Origin of the sequence: Paracholeplasma morum (assembly GCF_016907055.1) — a bacterium.
Classification (GTDB): Bacteria; Bacillota_I; Bacilli_A; order Acholeplasmatales; family UBA5453; genus Paracholeplasma; species Paracholeplasma morum.
In genome coordinates this window covers 12,419-33,730 of the sequence record NZ_JAFBBG010000006.1, presented here as the reverse complement: position 1 = coordinate 33,730, position 21,312 = coordinate 12,419, and the positions used below count along the sequence as shown (strand labels likewise).

16 protein-coding genes are annotated in these 21,312 nt (G+C 35.9%); 15 read left to right on the top strand and 1 reads right to left on the bottom strand.

The window, feature by feature from the left end; genetic code table 11:
- Positions 1-26 precede the first annotated feature (26 nt).
- From metK to JN09_RS04040, 9 genes are all read left to right on the top strand, one after another.
- Entirely contained in the window at positions 27-1,178 is a 1,152-nt protein-coding gene (gene metK / locus JN09_RS04080) for a methionine adenosyltransferase (RefSeq protein WP_204432970.1), read from the top strand.
- 65 nt (positions 1,179-1,243) lie between these two features.
- Positions 1,244-1,813 (top strand): LemA family protein, encoded by a 570-nt coding sequence (locus JN09_RS04075; protein ID WP_204432969.1) that lies wholly within the window; start codon positions 1,244-1,246, stop codon positions 1,811-1,813.
- A gap of 250 nt (positions 1,814-2,063) precedes the next feature.
- On the top strand, positions 2,064-4,550 hold the full coding sequence (secA, locus tag JN09_RS04070) for a preprotein translocase subunit SecA (protein WP_204432968.1): 2,487 nt from the start codon (positions 2,064-2,066) through the stop codon (positions 4,548-4,550).
- A gap of 158 nt (positions 4,551-4,708) precedes the next feature.
- Entirely contained in the window at positions 4,709-5,797 is a 1,089-nt protein-coding gene (gene prfB / locus JN09_RS04065) for a peptide chain release factor 2 (RefSeq protein WP_204432967.1), read from the top strand.
- 4 nt (positions 5,798-5,801) lie between these two features.
- Positions 5,802-6,659 carry a YitT family protein gene (locus tag JN09_RS04060; RefSeq protein ID WP_204432966.1) on the top strand — a complete coding sequence of 286 codons (858 nt, stop codon included), beginning with the start codon at positions 5,802-5,804 and terminating at the stop codon, positions 6,657-6,659.
- Complete coding sequence (locus tag JN09_RS04055) at positions 6,640-8,016, top strand: S41 family peptidase (RefSeq protein WP_204432965.1); 1,377 nt, start codon at positions 6,640-6,642, stop codon at positions 8,014-8,016. Before JN09_RS04060 ends, JN09_RS04055 begins: the two co-directional genes overlap by 20 nt.
- Entirely contained in the window at positions 8,006-8,767 is a 762-nt protein-coding gene (locus JN09_RS04050) for a RecX family transcriptional regulator (protein ID WP_204432960.1), read from the top strand. The genes JN09_RS04055 and JN09_RS04050 overlap by 11 nt, the downstream gene beginning before the upstream one ends.
- Entirely contained in the window at positions 8,760-10,610 is a 1,851-nt protein-coding gene (gene glgB / locus JN09_RS04045) for a 1,4-alpha-glucan branching protein GlgB (RefSeq protein ID WP_204432958.1), read from the top strand. Before JN09_RS04050 ends, glgB begins: the two co-directional genes overlap by 8 nt.
- Positions 10,611-10,697: 87 nt before the next feature.
- Complete coding sequence (locus JN09_RS04040) at positions 10,698-13,109, top strand: glycogen/starch/alpha-glucan phosphorylase (protein WP_235985185.1); 2,412 nt, start codon at positions 10,698-10,700, stop codon at positions 13,107-13,109.
- A gap of 58 nt (positions 13,110-13,167) precedes the next feature.
- Here the strand turns inward: JN09_RS04040 and JN09_RS04035 are convergent, their stop codons facing one another.
- Positions 13,168-13,986 (bottom strand): Cof-type HAD-IIB family hydrolase, encoded by an 819-nt coding sequence (locus tag JN09_RS04035; RefSeq protein WP_204432951.1) that lies wholly within the window; start codon positions 13,984-13,986, stop codon positions 13,168-13,170.
- Between the two features lie 126 nt (positions 13,987-14,112).
- Between JN09_RS04035 and JN09_RS04030 the strand changes: the two genes are divergently transcribed.
- From JN09_RS04030 to topA, 6 genes are all read left to right on the top strand, one after another.
- Positions 14,113-14,904, top strand: a complete 792-nt coding sequence (locus tag JN09_RS04030; protein ID WP_204432949.1) for a hypothetical protein — start codon at positions 14,113-14,115, stop codon at positions 14,902-14,904.
- Positions 14,891-16,996 carry a DNA translocase FtsK gene (locus tag JN09_RS04025; RefSeq protein ID WP_204432948.1) on the top strand — a complete coding sequence of 702 codons (2,106 nt, stop codon included), beginning with the start codon at positions 14,891-14,893 and terminating at the stop codon, positions 16,994-16,996. Before JN09_RS04030 ends, JN09_RS04025 begins: the two co-directional genes overlap by 14 nt.
- The gene (gene lepB / locus JN09_RS04020) at positions 16,993-17,799 is read left to right on the top strand and encodes a signal peptidase I (RefSeq protein ID WP_204432946.1); all 807 of its coding nucleotides are present in this window, start codon (positions 16,993-16,995) and stop codon (positions 17,797-17,799) included. Before JN09_RS04025 ends, lepB begins: the two co-directional genes overlap by 4 nt.
- Complete coding sequence (gene ylqF / locus JN09_RS04015) at positions 17,796-18,647, top strand: ribosome biogenesis GTPase YlqF (protein ID WP_204432945.1); 852 nt, start codon at positions 17,796-17,798, stop codon at positions 18,645-18,647. The genes lepB and ylqF overlap by 4 nt, the downstream gene beginning before the upstream one ends.
- Complete coding sequence (gene rnhB, locus JN09_RS04010) at positions 18,625-19,260, top strand: ribonuclease HII (RefSeq protein WP_204432936.1); 636 nt, start codon at positions 18,625-18,627, stop codon at positions 19,258-19,260. The genes ylqF and rnhB overlap by 23 nt, the downstream gene beginning before the upstream one ends.
- Positions 19,261-19,465: 205 nt before the next feature.
- Positions 19,466-21,274: a type I DNA topoisomerase gene (gene topA, locus JN09_RS04005; RefSeq protein ID WP_204432934.1), complete on the top strand. Its 1,809-nt coding sequence runs from the start codon at positions 19,466-19,468 to the stop codon at positions 21,272-21,274.
- Positions 21,275-21,312 lie beyond the last annotated feature (38 nt).

The following is a 21,312-nucleotide window of genomic DNA, read 5'->3' as shown; positions in this document are numbered from 1 at the left end:
GTTTTTTTATATATTAAGGAGGAAATATGGAAAAGAAATTATTTACATCAGAATCCGTAACATCAGGACATCCTGATAAGATTTGCGACCGTTTATCGGATGCGATTCTAGACGCGATTCTAACACATGATAAAGACGCAAGAGTAGCTTGCGAAACGACAGTAACGACCGGCTTAGTACTGGTCATGGGTGAAATTACCACCACAACCTATGTTGACATCCAAGAGATTGTCAGAAATACGGTTGCTAAAATCGGCTATAACCGTGGAAAATTCGGCTTTGATGCAGAAAATCTAGCAGTATTGGTCTCAATCAATTCGCAATCTCCAGATATTGCCATGGGGGTAGATGAATATGATGGGCATGAACAAGGTGCTGGCGACCAAGGCTTGATGTTTGGTTTTGCATGTGATGAAACTGAAAACTTCATGCCACTACCAATTGAATTGGCGCATCAACTTGTTAGAAGATTAGATGATGTTAGAAACTCTAATTTAGTCGACTTCTTAAGACCAGATGGTAAATCCCAAGTATCTGTTGAATACGATGAGTTCGATAGACCTTTAAGAGTGGATTCAGTTGTTGTGTCTTCACAACACGCTGATATTCCCATTGAGACGGTAAGAGATGCAATCAAAAAACATGTCATCGATGCTGTAATCCCTAGACATTTAGTCGATGAAAACACTAAATACTATATTAACCCTACTGGTAAATTTGTCGTGGGTGGTCCAAAAGGAGACTCAGGACTAACAGGTCGTAAAATCATTGTGGATACATATGGTGGTTATTCTAGACATGGTGGGGGCGCCTTTTCAGGAAAAGACCCATCTAAAGTGGATAGAAGTGCTTCGTACATGGCAAGATACATTGCTAAAAATATTGTTGCAAGTGGGGTTGCATCCAAATGTGAAGTTCAATTAGCATACGCAATTGGCGTTGCACAACCAGTGTCTATTCGAATTGATACCTTCAATACTGCAAAGGTTAGTGATGACCTAATCATTGAAACAGTTAGAAAACACTTTAGATTGACGCCCAAAGGCATTATTGAGTCTCTTGATTTGAAACGTCCGATCTACGAACAAACTGCCAACTATGGACACATGGGTAGAAGCGATATTGACTTACCATGGGAAAGACTAGATAAAGTTGCTTTCTTTAAAGAATTATTATAAAATAAAGAAAGTAAAAGTTGATTGATTTCGTTTCTTATTTATTTCAATCAGCACTGGAGGATTATATGACTAGTGAAATGATTATCCTAACAGTATTAGGTTCACTGTTAGGATTAGCTTTAATTTGTTTTCTTTGGGTAATTGCAACCACTAACTTATTCAACAAACTCATCGTCAAAGTTGAGGAAGCTGAATCTGGTGTTGATGTTGCTTTAGAACAAAGATATGATGTTCTTGTAAAGCTTTTGGATGTAACAAAAGGCTATGCAAAATATGAAGCGAGCACACTTGAATCGATTGTTTCTTTAAGAAAACCTGTGCAAAACGCACCAATTTCCGAAAAACAATCTTATTCAAATGACTTGTCATCTGCTTTAAATAAACTGAATATCGTTTTGGAACAATACCCAGATTTAAAAGCAAGTCAAAACTATTTGAAGTTACAAGAAGCTAGTGTTGAAGTTGAAGATAACCTTCAAGCTGCTAGACGCGTTTATAATGCGAATGTCTCAACCTATAATCAAAAATTAGTTGTATTTCCTAATTCGGTAATTGCGAATTGGAAGAAATATACAAAGAGAGATTTTTTTGAAGCAGAGCCATCTAAACGTAAAGATGTAGAATTTAATTTATAATAAGAGGTTTATAATAGAGGACTAAAGTGCTTAATAACATTTAGTCCCTTTTATTTTTCTCTTGACGTGCTATTGGATAAGTATGAAGAATAGCTTTACCGAACATAAATTGAGACAGTTACACTATTAATAATGACATTTAAATGAACTTTGATTTATATTTTATGTTAAATCATGGGCTTTTCTTGTATTGAAGCCCTTAATGTTGTATTATTTAATAGAGATAATATAAAAAGAAAGATGTGATCTAATGTTTAAAAAATGGTTTGATTCAGGTCTAAAAGAACTTAAAAAAGCAAGACCTTTAGCGGATAAAATTGATGCACTAGCATCAAATATGGCAGCTTTAAGCGATGATGAGTTAAGAGGTAAGACTGAAGAGTTCAAAAATCGCGTAAAAAATGGCGAGTCACTAGATAGCTTATTAGTTGAAGCTTATGCCGTTGTTAGAGAAGCTTCTAGACGTGTTACGGGCTTATACCCATATTATGTTCAGCTACTAGGGGCAATTGCAATCCATGGTGGTAATATCGCAGAAATGAAAACTGGTGAAGGTAAAACCCTTACCGCTGTCATGCCTGCTTACTTAAATGCTTTGTCAGGAGAAGGCGTTCATATTGTTACAGTCAACGAATACTTAGCCAGACGTGAATCAGATGGGCCAATCGGTGAGATTTACCGCTTTTTAGGACTTACGGTAGGCTTAAACATACGTGAATTGACTTCCGATCAAAAGAAGGAAGCTTATGCGTGTGACATTCTTTATTCAACAAACTCAGAATTAGGGTTTGACTACTTAAGAGACCACATGGTGTTATATGAAAAAGATATGACACAAAAACGTGGTTTAAATTACGCAATCATTGACGAAGTTGACTCCATTTTAATTGATGAAGCGAGAACCCCTTTAATCATTTCTGGTGGCGCCAAACAAAATCATAACTTATATCAAGCTGCAGACCGATTCACTAAGTCATTAAAAGATGAAGATTACTATATTGATATCGAATCTAAATCGATTGAACTTTCAGAATCAGGTATTTCTAAGGCTGAACAAAGCTTTAGAATCGCAAACCTATACGACTTAGATAATGTTGCTTTATTGCATCATATTAACAATGCCTTAAGAGCAAACTACATCATGTTCAGAGATAAGGATTACATGGTTGTAGAGGATGCAGTATTGATCATTGACCAGTTTACAGGTCGTGTATTACCAGGTAGACAGTTTTCGGAAGGACTTCACCAAGCATTAGAAGCCAAAGAAAATGTTGAAATCAAAAAAGAAACGATTACAGTAGCAACTATTACTTACCAAAACTTCTTTAGAATGTATAAGAAACTATCAGGGATGACTGGGACAGCTAAAACCGAAGAAGAAGAATTTAGAGAAATTTATAACATGTACGTCGTTGAAGTCCCAACCAATGAACCGGTTGTCAGAAACGACGCGCCAGACTATTTATTTGTCACTTTAGAAGAAAAATACGAAGCATTGATCAAAGATGTTGAAGAAAGACATAAGAAGGGACAACCAATCCTTCTTGGTACGATTGCCGTAGAAACGTCTGAATTATTATCGAGACTCTTGACAAAAAGAGGTATTAAACATGACGTTCTTAATGCTAAACAACACGAAAGAGAAGCAGATATCATCGCCAGAGCTGGTCAAAAATACTCTGTTACGATTGCGACAAATATGGCCGGTCGTGGTACCGACATTAAACTTGGTGAAGGCGTCGTAGAACTAGGTGGTTTAGCCGTAATTGGATCTGAAAGACATGAATCTAGACGTATTGACAATCAGTTAAGAGGACGCTCTGGACGCCAAGGTGACCCAGGGTACTCAAGATTCTATTTGTCTGCTGAAGATGAACTGTTAATGCGTTTCGGTGGCGAGACTTTTAAACAAAGAATTCAAATGATTTCGAAATTAAACATGGACAAGAAAACTGGTGAAACTCAACCACTTGAAAGTAAAATGTTTAGCAAGTTCGTAAGCAGTGCACAAAAACGTATTGAAGGTCAGAACTATGATGCTCGTAAAAATGTCTTGAAATACGATGACGTATTACGTAAACAAAGAGAAATCATGTATGCTGAACGTACATTCGTTTTAACTAATGATGACATTGAGCCATTTGTACTTAAAGCCATTGATGGACACTTAGAATCTGTCCTAAATTCACACATCGTCAATGTGGGTAGAAATAAATATGATATAGACGATGAAGCCATCATTTCACAACTAGATGGTCAAACATTCAATAGAGGAACCTTACAAAAAGAACAACTAGAGAAGTTAGATGAAACTACTTTAATTCCTTATGTTAAGTCGCTTGCAATGGATGAAATTAACCGTAAGAAATCCATGTTCCCTGAAGAAATCTTTAAAGAGTTCTTGAAGGTCGTAGCCTTACGTGTGATTGATACTCACTGGACTAAACACATTGATGAAATGAGTGAGTTAAGACAGGCTGTATCGTTACAATCCTATGGTCAAGGTAACCCACTTCAAATCTATCAAAACGAAGGCTTTAGAAAGTTTACAGAGATGACGAATGCGATTCAAAAAGACATTGCAACCTTTGTCTTAAGAGCCCAAATCCGTCAAAACAATGAACGCGAAGAAGTCGTAAAAAATGCGAAAACCAATGAAGGTGGAGAACTTAGAAAGAAGCCAGCGAAGGTTAAAATGAATAAATACCAACGCAATATGCCTAATTGGAAGAGATAAGAAAAAAAAGTATGCCTTATGGCATGCTTTTATTTTTTTGAAGTGTCTTTTATGATATACTTTTTATAAGGAAATAGAGTTATAGAAACTCACCTTTTTTAAGGTTATTTATACCGATAGACTAGAATAAAGTTTATGGATTGTATTATGGAGGCATCATGGAAAGATACGAATTAAACAAACACATCGCATCATTTGAAACGCGTTTGGAGGACTTAGAAAAAGCCTTAGACATAGAATCATTAAAAGAATCACTCATTGAGCAAACCAAACAAATGAGTGAACCTGATTTTTGGGATGATGTAAAAAAAGCTCAAAGCATTATTCAAAAAACGAACAATCAGAAAGAAGAACTAGATACCTATCTACGTTTGCTTGAACAACAAGAAACACTAAAAGAATTAGCTTCTGTAACAGATGAACAAACCGAAGACTGGTTAATGATCTCTGAAGAAGTTCACTTATTAGATAAAGAACTGAAAGAATTTGAGACTTTAATCTTATTAGACGGCCCGTACGATGACTTACCAGCGATAATTGAATTGCATCCCGGTGCAGGTGGTACAGAGTCACAGGATTGGTGCGAAATGCTATTTAGAATGTATCAGCGTTATGCGGTAAGAAAGAACTTTAAAGTAGAAGTGCTGGATTATCAATCCGGTGAAGAAGCTGGAATCAAAAGTGTAACGATGAAAATTAAAGGTAGACATGCTTACGGCTATTTAAAGAGTGAGCACGGGGTACATCGCTTAGTGAGAATTTCTCCGTTTGATTCAAACGCTAGAAGACATACATCGTTTGTTTCTTGTGAAGTCATTCCAGAAATTGATCAACGAATCGATGTTAAAATAAATGATGAAGACTTGAAAATCGATGTATATAGAAGCAGTGGTGCTGGTGGACAAAGCGTCAATACCACAGACAGTGCAGTGAGAATTACTCATCTACCTACTAATACAGTGGTTACCTGTCAAAATGAACGCAGTCAGTTGAAGAATAAAGAGACTGCTATGCAGCTTTTAACCTCAAAACTTGCAGCTTTAGAAATCCAAAAACAGATGCAACTGCTTTCGGACATCAAAGGTGAACAAAAAGATATAGGATGGGGTTCTCAAATTAGATCCTATGTTTTCCATCCGTATCAAATGGTTAAAGATCATCGAACTCAGTATGAATCTAGTCAAACCACTCAAGTAATGGATGGCGATATTGATGCATTCATTAATGCATATTTAAAGAAAGGATAATCTTATGAATAAAAAACTAGTATCTGAATTCTTAAACATCGTCTTAGGTGTGATTTTAATGACACTTGGGTTTTACTTTTTCTTACTTCCAGAAGACTTAGTTATCGGAGGGGTTATGGGATTAGCTGTTATATTTCAAACCCATATTAACCCAACCATAATCATCTATATTCTAAACTTGAGTTTATTAATGCTTGGGTTAATCATTTTAGGTAAAAAATTCTTTATTAGAACAGTGTTTGGTTCGGTAGCTTCACCAGTGATATTATCAATAATTCAATTGTTTAAAATCGAAGAAACATTGATTATGAATCAGGTCACTGACTCGAAGTTAATCATCGCTGCACTATCTGGGTCAATACTAGTCGGATTCGGACTAGGGATTGTATTTAGAAATGGTGGAACCACTGGTGGAATGGATATTGTTCAAAATATTTTCCACAAGAAATTTCATTTTCCGTATCAAATGATATTTTATTTCACAGATGGATTGATTGTTGTATTATCTTTTATTGTATTTAAGAATGTGGAATTGTTCATTTATGCGGTCGCATCTGTCTTTTTGACCTCATTGATTGTGGATAATGTTTCCATCAAAGGTAGAGCAAGTCAGACGATGTTCATCATAACCCATAAGCCTGACCTTGTTAAAAAGGCAATATATGATACCGTAGACAGAGGATGTACCCTAATCGATTCAGAGGGTGGATACTCAGGCAACAAGAGTAAGTTGATTATTTGTACAATGAATCAAAGAGAAGTCTACCGTATGCGAAGTGAATTTGACATCGTAGCCCCAGAAGCATTTACATTTATGACAGACACGAAAGAGGCGGTAGGTCGTGGTTTTAGTAAAGACTAAGAAAACCTTATTGTTGGTTATTAGCCTATTGATAGGTTTTTTAAGTGGGTGTAGTGAGATTACCCCTGACTTCATTAAAAGACCAGCAGAATATGAGATTTATTCAATTTTAGATAGGTATTATTACAAAGACTTAGATTTCAAACTCTCGGACGTCACCTCTACAAAAGATATGATTGAACGTCTTAATGATCCTTATACCTATATTTATGAGGCAAATACTCGTTCTATTGAATTTGGTGAGTTCTATCATGGGATTGGTGTTACAATCATTGATACTGAATCAGGGTTACTAGTCACTGAAATAAACCCTTTAGCCAATTTAAAGACCGTTTACCCATTCGACATTATTACAAAAGTGAATGATCAACCTTTAGAAGGATTGTCATTTAACGATAAACAAAACTTATTAATAGGGTCACTTAATGACCTTTTTACCCTTTCAATCCTAAGGGGAGACCAAACCATTGTAACGACAGTGACCATTAAAGAAATCCCACTAAACTCGGTATCATATAAGAATTATGATGGCATCGGATTGATAGATATTAACCGCTTTTCTGGCAATGCAGATGATTTATTTAACACTTATTTAGCCGCACTGGAGTCTGAAGCAATCGAAGGATTGATTATTGACGTAAGAGATAATGGCGGTGGGTATTTGGACTCGGTAGTGAGTATTTTAAACAACTTTATGATTGGTGAAGATGCATTCTTGTCCATGCACCGCGTGTATGATGATCATTATGACAGGTATTTTCCAATAGAAAATGCTGTGCCTAAAACTTATCCAATTGTGGTATTAATGAATGAAAATAGTGCTTCAGCCAGTGAAGTTTTAGCTATTGCAATGAAAGAAAATGGCTCATATCCTCTAATTGGAAATAAGAGCTTTGGTAAAGACGTTTATCAAGTATCCTATTCTGTTGAAAAATCTGGAGAGAATAAGCTCCTGAATATGACACAAGGGTACTGGTTATCACCAAAACTGAATTCAGTCAGTGGTGGGATTTTGCCTGATTATGAAGTAGCAAAACATGAACTCTTCTTATTTAACTATCCAATGTATGTAAAACCTATAGAATTAGGAATGAGTCTTGAATCAGAAGAAGCCTTAGTTTCCTTAATCAACCTTTTAGAAACCAGTTTACCTTCATTTACCCTATCAACCTTTGATGAAGCATTTGAGGTAAAAGTTAGAGCATATCAGGAGCAAAATGACCTATTAGTAACAGGAAAACTCGATTATCAAACCATCTTAAATCTGATTGATCAGTATCAATTGTTAGAGCAAAATTACCTTTATGATCTACAGCTACAATACGCTTTATCTTATATGGTGAATTATGAAAGTTGATCAAGTTAAACGCATACGATATGGGTATGAAATCACTTTAGGTGATCATAAATACAAACTCGAAGATGAAACGCTACTTGAGTTTCATATTAATAAAGGTAAAGAGATTAACGATAAGGATTTATCTAAAATCTTAGAATTTAATGATAAAGCAATCATAAAACGAAAAGCACTACTGTATTTAAAAAGACCTAAGTCAGTCAAAACGTTTAAGACTTACCTAGAAGGGTTAATGGCTGATGAGGCTTTGATTCATGAACTGATTAGTAGTTTTACTAAAATGAAATACCTAGATGACCGTGAATATGCTAAAATGATTATAGATACATACCAAAACAGGTACGGATATAGCCGTATCAAAGACATATTACGGCAAAAGGGTATCCCTTTAGCAATCATTGAATCTCTGCCTAAAACCTCCGATGCCTCACTCGAAGAAAAGATTAAGAAGGCGGTTTTGCTGTCAAAGAAACCGAACTATTCGAAGGCAAAAGAAACCCTTTCAAGACAATTTCTCACAAAGGGATACACTTATGAAGAGATCAACCCTTTGATCGATAAGTATTTAAAAACTAAAATATTTATTCAAGAAAATCATATTAAGAAGGCATTCTTAAAGCTTTATAAGAAATATGAAGATGAACCACTAAAAGTTCAAAAAGATAAAATCAAACAAGCCTTATATCGACAAGGCTTTGATATAGAGCAGATTGATCAATACTTTATAGAAATGGGGAATATGGATGTTTAAGATTACACCAGAAGATGCGTATTTTTACAATGAAGGTAAGCTCTATGATGCTTATCGTATTTTCGGGTCTTTTTTAGTCAAAGATGATAAAGGCTTCGTTACTAAAACAAGATTTACAGTTTACGCACCAAACGCGAGAATGGTTTCCGTGGTTGGTGATTTTAACAACTGGCAAGAAGAAGCACATGTATTATCCAAGATTGATGAAATGGGTATTTGGTCTATCGAAATTCCATGGAATCTAGAATGGGCAAAATACAAATATGTGATCTATACCCCACAAGGTAAGCTTTATAAAGCAGACCCTTATGCAAGATTTGCAGAAAACAGACCAGGAACTGCCTCCAAAGTATATGACTTGGAAGGGTATGAATGGCATGATGACGTATGGATGTTTACAAAAGAAAAGGTGTATGAAAAACCACTCTTAATTTATGAACTACATATGGGATCATGGCGTACAAGATATGGGCAGTTTATTAAGTATAACGAGATTGTTGACCAATTGATCAAACACTTAACTGAACAAAACTTCACCCATGTAGAATTGATGCCAATTTATGAACATCCACTAGATGATTCATGGGGGTATCAAGGCACTGGCTATTATGCTGCAACCTCACGCTATGGCGTTCCTAAAGATTTAATGTACATGATTGATCGTCTTCACCAAGCAGGATTTGGTGTCATTATGGACTGGGTTCCAGGTCATATTTGTAAAGACCCTCATGGATTATACTTCTTTGATGGTACACCACTATATGAACACAATGAAACCTGGAAACGTGAGAATGAGGTTTGGGGCACAGCGAACTTAGACTTGGCTAAAGGCCATACAAGAAGTTTCTTATTATCGAACGCGCTATATTGGATGGAGTATTTCCATGTAGATGGCTTTAGAGTAGATGCCGTGTCTAACTTACTCTATTTCTTAGGAGATTCAAGAAACGGCGTCGATGAAGGCGCCAAAGGCTTCTTAAGACTAGCCTCAGAAGTATTATTTAAGAAAGATGACCGCGTGTTATTCATGGCAGAGGATTCAACTGCATTTGAAGGGGTCACCAGACCTGTGGATATGGGTGGAATCGGCTTTAATTATAAATGGAACATGGGGTTCATGAATGACGTATTAAGGTATTTTAAACGTGAACCAATCCATCGTAAATGGCATCACCATGATATTACGTTTGGTTTGACTTATGCATTCTCAGAACAGTTTGTCTTACCTTTTTCACATGATGAAGTCGTACATGGAAAAGGCACACTATTAACTAGAATGCCTGGTGATTATTGGCAGAAGTTCGCTAACTACCGCTTATTAATGGGATTATACATTACACATCCAGGTAAGAAACTCTTATTTATGGGTCAAGAATTTGCACATTTTCAAGAGTGGAGCGTTCATCGCCAATTAGACTGGAATTTATTTGAATTCCAATCACATGATAAAGCCAATCACTTCGTTAGAGATCTATTTGGCCTTTATAAAACAGAACGTGCACTATACGAAACCGATCACGATAAAGAAGGATTCGAATGGATTGATTCAACCAATGCCGAACAAAGCATCTATAGTTTTATAAGGTATTCCAAAGACAAACATGAACATCTTGTCGTGGTTTTAAACATGACACCAGTTGTTTATCACAACTTTGAAATAGGGGTCCCAGAAAAGGGATCATATGTAGAAATCATGAACAGTGACTTTGTCAAATATGGCGGTTCTGACCAATATAATGGACTTTTATTAGAAGCGTTTGATGAACCTAGACACAACAGGCCACATCACATTAAAATCACACTGGGGCCATTAACCGCTGTTATTTTGAAATTCAAGAGATAAAATGTAATCGTTTGCAATCATAAGGCGCCCAATTAACGGGTGCCTTTATGTTATAATTTGTATGAACAAACATGAAGGAGAATACCAATGACAAATATTTTTACAAATGCTAAAACATTTGAACAAGCATTCGTGACACAACTCGAAAATACGTATGCCATTGATTTTAAAGATTCTAATGCTTATCAACAATATCTTGCGTTAGGAACATTATTAAAAGAACATATTTCCACAGATTGGAAAAATACCAATAAAATTGAGGCTGACAAGCGTCAAGTATATTACTTTTCGATGGAATTCTTAATGGGAAGAATGATCACAAATAACTTAATGAACGCTGGCGTTTATGATGTTGTTAAAGAGGCATTCACCAATTTAGGATTAGACATTAATGAAATTGAACATAAAGAAACCGATGCCGGATTAGGAAATGGTGGTTTAGGCCGTCTAGCCGCATGTTTCATGGACAGTGTGGCTGCACTTGCACTACCAGTACATGGAAACTGTATCCGATACCGTTATGGGTTCTTTAAACAAAAGATTGAAAATGGCTACCAAGTTGAATACCCAGACAGATGGTTAAAAGACATTCACGTGTGGGAAGTTAGAAGAGATGAAGAAGCGATAGATATTCCATTTTATGGACATATCGAACTTCATGTCGATGAAAAAGGCAAGCTAACGGTTTATCATAAAAATGCTGAATACGTTAAGGCAGTTCCATATGATGTGCCTATCATCGGTTATAAGAATGAAGTTGTTAACACATTAAGACTATGGAGTGCTGAACCTAGTGATCGTTATGAAAACCAAGGTGGGACATTCGAATACCATAAGAAATTAAGACAAATCTCAGAAATGCTTTATCCAAACGATGAAACAGACGAAGGAAAAATCTTACGTCTTAAACAACAATACTTATTCTCATCCGCTGGGGTTAATGCGATTATTAGAAAACATAAGAAGTTATACGGAACACTAGAAAACTTAAGTGAAAAGGCAGTATTCCACATTAACGATACTCACCCAACCTTAATCATTCCTGAATTAATGCGTATTTTAGTGGATGAAGAAAACATGGAATGGGAAAAAGCATGGGAAATCACTAGACATTGTGTTGCCTATACTAACCATACCATTTTATCTGAAGCCCTTGAAAAATGGCCAATTCGCTTATTACAACCTTTATTACCAAGAATTTACACCATTACGGAAGAAATTAACCGTCGTTTTGAACTAGAGTTGAAAGCTAAGTTTGGTGATTACGCTAAACAAGTAGAAGAAATGTGCATCATTAAAAATGGAATGATTCATATGGCCAATCTAGCGATTGTTGGGTCATTCTCAGTTAACGGGGTTGCTCAACTTCACACAGATATCTTAAAAGGTATCGAAATGAAGACATTTAACGATTACTATCCAAACAAGTTTAACAACAAAACAAACGGTATTACACATCGTAGATGGGTATTACAATCCAATCCAGAGCTTGTTTCTATCTTAAAGGACACAATCGGAGAAGGTTGGATTAAAGATACTACAAAACTTGAGGGTTTATTGAAGTTTGTAGATGACAAGAGTATTCAAAAACGTTATGATGAAATGAAACTAGCTAGAAAACAAGCTTTGGCTAAGAAGATTTTCAAAGAACAAGGCGTTGAACTAGACCCAACTTCGATCTTTGATATCCAAGTTAAGCGTCTACATGAATACAAACGTCAATTAATGAATGCATTACATATCATGCATATCTATAATGAACTCAAAACAAATCCAGAAGTTAGAAACCACTTCCACCCACATAGTTTTATCTTTGGTGCTAAAGCCGCTCCGACGTATTATTTTGCGAAGAAAGTTATCAAACTAATTAATACAATTGCTGATAAAGTAAATAATGATCCAGATACGAATAAGTTCTTAAAAGTTGTCTTCGTTGAAGATTATAATGTTACTTATGCAGAAACAATTATGCCAGCTGCTGACTTATCTGAACAAATCTCAACTGCTTCAAAAGAAGCATCAGGAACAGGTAACATGAAGTTCATGATGAATGGTGCAATCACCATTGGTACCCTAGATGGAGCGAACGTAGAAATTGCTGAATTAGTAGGCAATGATAACATCGTCATTTTCGGTATGAATGCAGAAGAAGTCACTTCATTAATGGCATCACATTCGTATAACCCATATGATTTATACGAAAAAGATCCGCACATCAAACGCATTTTAGACCAATTAACAAACGGTTTCTTCGACAATGTACCTAACCACGAGTTTGAAGAAATCAGAAGAAATCTATTAGAACGCGATACGTATTTCGTATTAAAAGATTTCCGTTCATACGTTATGGCACAAGCTAAGGCGAATAAGATGTATCAAAACCGTTCTGAGTGGTTGAAGAAATCCATCATTAACACAGCTAAATCCGGATTCTTCTCAACCGATAGAACGATGGAAGAATACAACAGAGACATCTGGCACTTAGAAAAAATCAAATAATTACATTAAAGACACTTTGAACTTATTTCAAGGTGTTTTTTCTTACAAAAAAGAGCGATTATTCGCTCTTTAAGAATGTTTTTAAGTATTCGATAACGCCGTTTTCTGCATTGGTTAAAGGGGTAATATCGTCCGCGATTCTTTTTACTTCCTCTTGACCGTTTTTCATTGCAACCCCGTGGTTAACCAGTTCTAACATATCAATGTCATTCGCGCCATCACCAAAAGCAATCACTGACTCTGGATCGATACCAAAGTGTTGTCTTACCAGTTCTAGTGCTTCAGATTTTGAGGTTCGTTTTTGGTAAACTTCAAATATTGCATTTTTGGCATCTGAACCCCAATCGCGGTACATCAATAAGCCTTCTGTGTTGTTTTCAATAAATGTTTGAAAGGCTTCTTTGAACTTCGCACTGACGATAAACATCATCCCTGAAGGTTCAGGTAACCCTGGTTTCGTAAACTCACCTTCAACGAAGAAAGTATCTTCATTTTGATGGTACAACCAATTTAAACGTTCAGTAGGTTTATACACATATAAGCCATTATCAACACTGTAGAAAGCTGTCACGATATGTTCTAAAGCGTATGAAAACAGTTTATCGACAATGCGCTTTGGAATTCTCACCGCAATCTTCTTGAAGGAAGGATCCACTGGATTTTCAATGGCACCACCATTATCAGTAATAATTGGGGTATCTAATCCAAGTTCAGTGTAATAGTTATAGCACCCTCTAAAAGGTCTCCCGGTTGCAATCACTATCTTATGACCTAAAGCTTTTAACTCTTTCATGTAAGCAATGGTTTCTTTTGATAACTCACTTTTTTCATTGAGTAACGTGCCGTCTAAGTCGCACGCAATTAAGTACTTTTTCATTTAATCACCAAATCTATTATCGCATAATTATTATAAAAATGAAATAGAACGCTGTTGTTATCAAAGATAAGCCTTTATATTTAATTTCATTTAATGGTATAATGAACAAAGAAAGGTGGCGATTGTTTGAACATAAATAGTTTCTTTGAATTTAAGTTTGACATTGGTTATTTATTTGTGTTCTTATCAGGAATAGTATTTGGATTTCTGGTACTCGTTCTTTTGTACTTATATACACTATTAAAGACAATGCAATCCAAACGCTTTTACCGTAAAGCGGTTGAACCAGATATAGACGAAGAAGAGATTAAACTCTTAATAAAAGATGCCCAATCCTTATTTAAAGACAAAAAGGCACGCGATGAAAATGGGTTGTTTTTACACCTAAAAATGATTTCAACTGACCTAGCAAAAGACATTGCAACCAAGTTCTATCCGAATAGTAAATACCCATTATTGGAACTTACAATCGATGAGACTTTATTGCTTGGACATTATATTACTGATAGAGTAGATAAGATTATGAATGATTCAAGAATCTTGAAACTCTTAAGAAGAAGAACGCTCGCAAACTTAATGCAAATCTATTCTGTTAAGGCAACGGTTGAGGAATCTGCCATTGTTCAAACAGAGAAAAAATATAAAATTAGAAAACGTATTAGCGATATATTTAATGTCATTAACTTTGCAAGACCAGCCTATTGGATTAAAAAAATTACAGTAGACCAAATCACTCAACAATTCATCAACCGCATTTGTTTAGCGATTATTGGGATTGTTGGAGAGGAAACATATAAGATTTACAGCAAGAACGTCTTTGCAGTCGAAAAAACAATCGACGCTGGCGTTGAGAGCATATATGATGAGATTCGTGAAGAATCATCAATAGTAGAGGGTGAAGACCATGAGTCTATTTAATCGAAAACCAATTGAAATTATTCAAAGAAAAGATCAAACAGACTTTCAAATTCCACAATTTGTTAAGATAGAAGGCTTGAAAAAAGACGGGTTAAAGAAATTCAAAACGACTGAATTTATCTCGCCTATTTTTGGTCTATCTGTTAAAGACGAGACTGTAGCACCATTTATTGCTCGCAACACAGGAGACATTCGTAAACGTTATGATGCGTTTAGAAATAACCCAATGACTAATTTGGGTGAATACGCTGAGTTTAAGTCTATTATCGTTAAGAACCAAGATCGCAAACGAATCTTTGGTGAAGATGCGATTGTTGAAACCAAACGTAAATACGAAGATCCAAGAACTAAAGAAGTTGAACTTGAAGTACCGTTTGTTAAAAAGAAAGCGGTTGAGTCCTTCCAAGACTTACCTAAATCTGTGGAAACTTTTAGACCTGAGAAAGTGGTTGTTTCCGATTTTAATTTTGAAGAACCTGTAACTGAAGTGGTTGAGCAACCTAAAGTCGAAACGTTTAGGAAAACAGATAATCTCTTTAATCGTTTTGAAAAAGAACCTAACCCATTTACGGATGATGAGTTTGTATTTGAAAGACCAAAACCTCAAGCTGAAATTGAAACAGTTAAAAAAGAGTTCATCAAAGAACCTAGTAAACCAACGATTGTATTCAAGAAAGAAAAACCTTATATATACCCATCTGTATCGATGTTCTCTAAAGTCAATCGTGATCAAAATGCCAGACCAGAATGGTTGATTAAACAAGAAGAGGTTGTCAATGAAACCTTAATGCAGTTTAATGTTCCAGGTAAAGTTAAAAACATTACCAAAGGGCCTACCGTAACCCGTCATGAGATTGAACTCGAACCAGGGGTAAACGTTAAAGAAGTGGGTAGAATCAAAGATAATCTTATGATGAACCTTGCAGCTAAATCTTTACGTATTGAAGCACCAATTCCAGGTAAACCATATGTGGGATTAGAAATTCCTAACGTTGTCCCTGAAATGGTTGCTTTTGGTAATGTAATTGATGATAAGGAATTTTTGGAAGACAAATCCCATCCACTTAAGATTGCTTTAGGTGTGGATATTGATGGTAAAAACATTTACGCTGATATCGCCAAGATGCCTCACGGATTAATCGCCGGTGCAACCAACAGTGGTAAGAGCGTCTGTGTTAATACAATCATCGTCTCTCTACTTATGAAGAATAGTCCTGATGACGTTAAGTTCATCTTAATTGATCCTAAGATGGTTGAACTAACTCTTTATAACGACTTGCCTCACCTAGTGACGCCAGTCATCAACGATCCTAAAATGGCTTCTACAGCCCTCTCTTGGGCAGTAGAAGAAATGGACAGACGTTTCATGACTTTTTCTACCAATCGTGTAAAAGACATCAATGGATTCAATGAGAAAGCCAAGCTAGATCCTGAACTGACAAAGATGCCTTTCATCATTATTGTGATTGATGAATTAGCTGACTTAATGATGGTTTCTGCTAATGATGTTGAAGAAGCTATCCAACGTCTGACTCAAAAAGCAAGAGCTGCTGGTATTCACGTATTAGTAGCAACCCAAAGACCAACAACCGACGTTGTCAAAGGGACCATTAAAGCGAATATCCCAACCAGAATCGCCTTTAGAGTGGCTTCATTCGTGGATTCCAACGTTATTTTAGATGGTGCCGGTGCAGAAACACTTCTCGGTAAAGGGGATATGCTTCTAAAAGAAACAGAAAGACCTGTGCGTCTTCAAGGCGCTTTTGTAAGAGATTCTGAAATCGAAAAGATTACAGATTTTATTCGCGCTCAAATGGGACCTGATTACTTATTTGATCATGAATCATTAAGAACGTATAGTGTTAAGAAAGACACACAAGCTTCGGATGATTTATTATATCCAGTCGCACAGTATGTCGTAAGAGAAAACAGTGCATCGATTAACAGTATTCAAAAAGAATTCTCAATTGGTTTTAATCGTGCACAACGTATTGTAGAATTATTAGAAGAAATGAATGTTGTCTCTAAGAATGAGGGAACAAAACCTCGCCAGGTGTTAGTGACAATGGCAGAATTGGAAAATATGTTATGAAAATAAAAGATATTATTACCGCATTAGAAACAGGAGAAAATCAAGAATTAGCACTTAAAAGCCTAAAACAAAAAAGGCTTTTTAAGTGGTTATCTTTAGCGATTGTTAGCGCAATCGTCACTGGCCTTAGTTTAGTATATCTTGTAAGAGGTGAAAGAACCTTCTCCTCACAAAATCAAAAGATTTTATTGGTGATTCTAAGTGGACTATTACTTTTAGCATCCATAACTTGTGTTACGTTACTAGATAAAGAAAAAGCCAATTTAAAGACCTCATATAGCCGTTTTAAGTTTGCTGATTTATTTACTTTTATCGCTATTAGTGTCCTAATTATTTTTCACGTCACCACCTATTATTTTGTCACAGCAGAAGTCAATCAATCTTCTATGCATCCAACCCTGAATGATAGCGACCGCTTAATCGTATTTCAGTTTGACTATACCCCACATCGCAATGACATCGCCGTAATTTATATGAACGAGGAAAATTATGAAGGCGGGGATAACACCCATTATGTTAAGCGAGTTGTTGGGCTACCTGGTGACACCATCACAATTAACGGGGCAAATGACTTAATTATCAATGGCACAGTCGTTCAAAATGTTCCTAACAACTATGCGACTGCATTATTAGAAATCATTACATCGATGGAAGAACAAATTATCCCTGAAGGGTATTACTTTGTACTAGGAGATAACACTGCTAACTCACATGATTCAAGAACCATTGGGTTTATCCATGAAGAAGACATATTGGCAAAAGTAATTTTTAGGTTCTATCCAGATTTCGGAGGTGTCAAATGAAACAAGTACAGTGGTTTCCAGGACACATGGTCAAAGCCTTAAGAGAAATTAAGGCCAATTTAAAACTAGTTGATATCGTATTCATTTTAGTTGATGCAAGACTTCCAGAATCGTCAATGAATCCTAAAATTCTAGAAATTATCGAAAAGAAACCAGCTCTAATCCTATTTAATAAGTCAAGTTTAGCAGATCAAAAAGAACTGGATAAATGGTTGAGCTTTTATGCAAACAAAGGATTGGTTGGATTAAAGATTGACGCGATTACGGGGAAAAACATTCAAAAACTTCGCCAAACTACCGATTTGATTCTGAAAGATAAAATCGAAAAAGAGCGCAGTAAAGGCATTTTACCTCGAGCGATTAGGACGATGATTATTGGAATTCCTAATGTGGGGAAATCCACTTTAATTAATACATTATCCAAACGTAAAGCAACTAAGACGGGCAACCTACCTGGCGTTACCAAATCTCAACAGTGGGTTAAAATCAGCAATGACTTTGAACTACTAGATACCCCAGGGGTATTGTGGCCTAAATTTGATGATGAAAAAACAGGCTATCACTTAGCATTAAGTGGTGCAATTAAAGATACGATTTTACCTTCAGATGCGGTTTGTTTATACGCTCACAATTTCTTAAAGACTTATTACCTTGAAGCTTATAAAGCAAGATACAATTTAACAGATGTGGATGATTTCGTTCAAACACTGGATGCAATCGGTAGAAAACGTGGGGCCTTAATGAAAGGCAACGAGGTTAACTACGATTTAGTCTATGATCTATTGCTTAAAGATTTGAGAGAAGGTCAATTTGGAGGGGTTACTTTTGACAGATTTCAATCTATATGAGTATGAAGAATCCCTTTATCAACAAGGGGTTACTTATATTGCTGGTACCGATGAAGCTGGCAGGGGCCCACTGGCTGGTCCAGTAGTCGCCTGTGCAGTCATCTTAAAAAAAGGTGAACGAATTATTGGTGTTGACGATTCTAAGAAATTAACCGATAAAAAAAGACGTGCGTTAATTCCTGAGATTAAGAAAAAATCCTTAGCAATTGGGATTGCCGTTGTCTCTCCTCAAGAAATTGATCTTATTAATATATATAGGGCTTCAAAAGAAGCAATGATATCAGCAATTAAAAGTCTTGAAATCAAACCAGACTACATTCTTGCAGATGCAATGATGCTTGAAGAAGAGTTAATGATTCCTACCTTATCTATCATAAAAGGCGATCAAAAGAGTGCTTCGATTGCAGCCGCATCCATCATCGCGAAAGTGACCCGAGATGATTACATGATTATGATGGACGAATACTACCCTCAGTATGGGTTTAAAAAACACATGGGGTATCCGACCAAATCACACATTGAAGCTATTCATAAACACGGCATTACGCCAATTCATCGTAAGAGTTACGAACCGATTAAATCACTATTACTAAATAACAAACTCACAAAATAAAAAAACCTCTTGAAATCATTTAGGCATCATAACCTGAATTCAAGAGGTTTTTTATTGTGAAAATACGCCTTATATAAATAAAGGAAAAATGGGGAAAAAAACATATATATTATATAAGAATATATATTAAAAGCCTTCGTGACTTTTAACTTGACATGCGAAAACTCGATATATATAATTATAGAAAGTGAAAGAAGTGGATTAAATGAAAACTGTTATCATTGTAGAATCACCAGCTAAAACACGTACCATCCAACAATATTTAGGAGACTCTTATATTGTCGATGCTTCAGTAGGTCACATTAGAGAACTTAGTAAGCAAGGTAAAGGTGGTTTAGGGGTAGATGTAGAAAACGGATTTAAAGCTACCTATAAAGTAGACAAAAAACACCAAACAATCGTTAAGGAATTAATCAAAAAGACCAAAGGCAACAAAGTATTGCTTGCAACCGACCCGGATAGAGAAGGGGAAGCTATTGCATGGCACTTAGCAGATGTATTAGGACTGGATTTAGAAGATAAAAACCGAATCACTTTTAATGAAGTTACCAAACAAGCGGTTACTGAGGCAATTCAGAACCCAACTACCATCAATATGAACCTTGTGAAATCACAAGAAACAAGACGTATTTTGGACCGTATCATTGGCTTTAAGTTATCGCCACTGCTTCAAAGAAAAATAAAGTCCAAATCTGCAGGTAGAGTTCAAAGTGTTGCACTCAAAATGATTGTAGATTTAGAAAAAGAAATAGAAGCTTTTATTCCGGAACCTTATTATTTATTAAAGGCTGTGTTTCCTAAATTTATTGCAGAACACTCATTAAATAAGAATAAAGGCATTTCAAGTGAGGCAAAACTTAATGAAATCTTATCCCACATCGATGGGCCTTTTACTGTCGATGAAGTGATTTATCGTAAGAGAACACGTCCAGCAGGGCTACCATATGTAACTTCAACTTTCCAACAAGATGGCATTAACCGCCTTGGAATGTCCGCCTCACAAGTGATGAAACACGCTCAAGACTTATATGAAGGTATCGAAATCAATAAAGAGATCACAGGGTTAATCACCTATATGAGAACCGACTCAAACCGTTTAAACGTGCAATTTGTCAATGATACAATGAAGTTTATTGAGAAAGAATATGGCAAAGAATACGTCGGTAAAGTCAAATTTAAACAAAAAGAAAACGCTCAAGACGCGCATGAAGCCATTAGACCAACATCCATAGAAAGAACACCTGAATCACTTAAATCATACTTGTCAGATGCGCAATATAAAGTCTATGAATTAATCTACAAGCGTACGATTCAATCATTGATGGCCGATGCCATTTATGATGAACAACAAATTGTTCTATCTAACCATGGTGAGACTTTCACTTATGGTGGATCTAAACTCCATTTCCTTGGATATCATAAAGCAACCCCTGACTACAAAGAAAAACTAGATACGTTCATTGAAATTGAACCTAATACAGAGATTACCGCAGTATCTCTTGATCATGAACTTCTTTATACTAAGCCAAAAGCCAGATACACAGAAGCGACCCTTATTAAAGATTTAGAAGAGTTTGGTATTGGTAGACCTTCCACGTATGCTGAAACCAACCGTACATTATTAGCAAGAAAATATGTTGAGAAAAAACAAAAAGCACTTGTTCCAACCGACCAAGGCAAACTAACCTCAGAACAATTGGATTTATTCTTCTCTAGTGTAATTAATACAAGTTATACTAAGAAGATGGAAGAAGTATTGGATGAAATATCCATGGGAGAATACAAGAGCGATGAGTTCTTACAAGAGTTTTATCACAAATTCATTAAGATGGTTGATAAAGCCGATTCAGAAATGATCAAAGCACAACCTACCCTTGCCGGTAAAGACTGTCCACTTTGCGGGGCACCGCTTGTAATTCGTCAATGGAAAAAAGGCGAATTCATTGGATGTTCTAATTTCCCTAAATGTAAACACACAGAAAATATTGAAGTTAAAGGCACCGAACTAGAATAATAGTCGGTGTTTTTTCTATCTAGACAATACCTAATTGT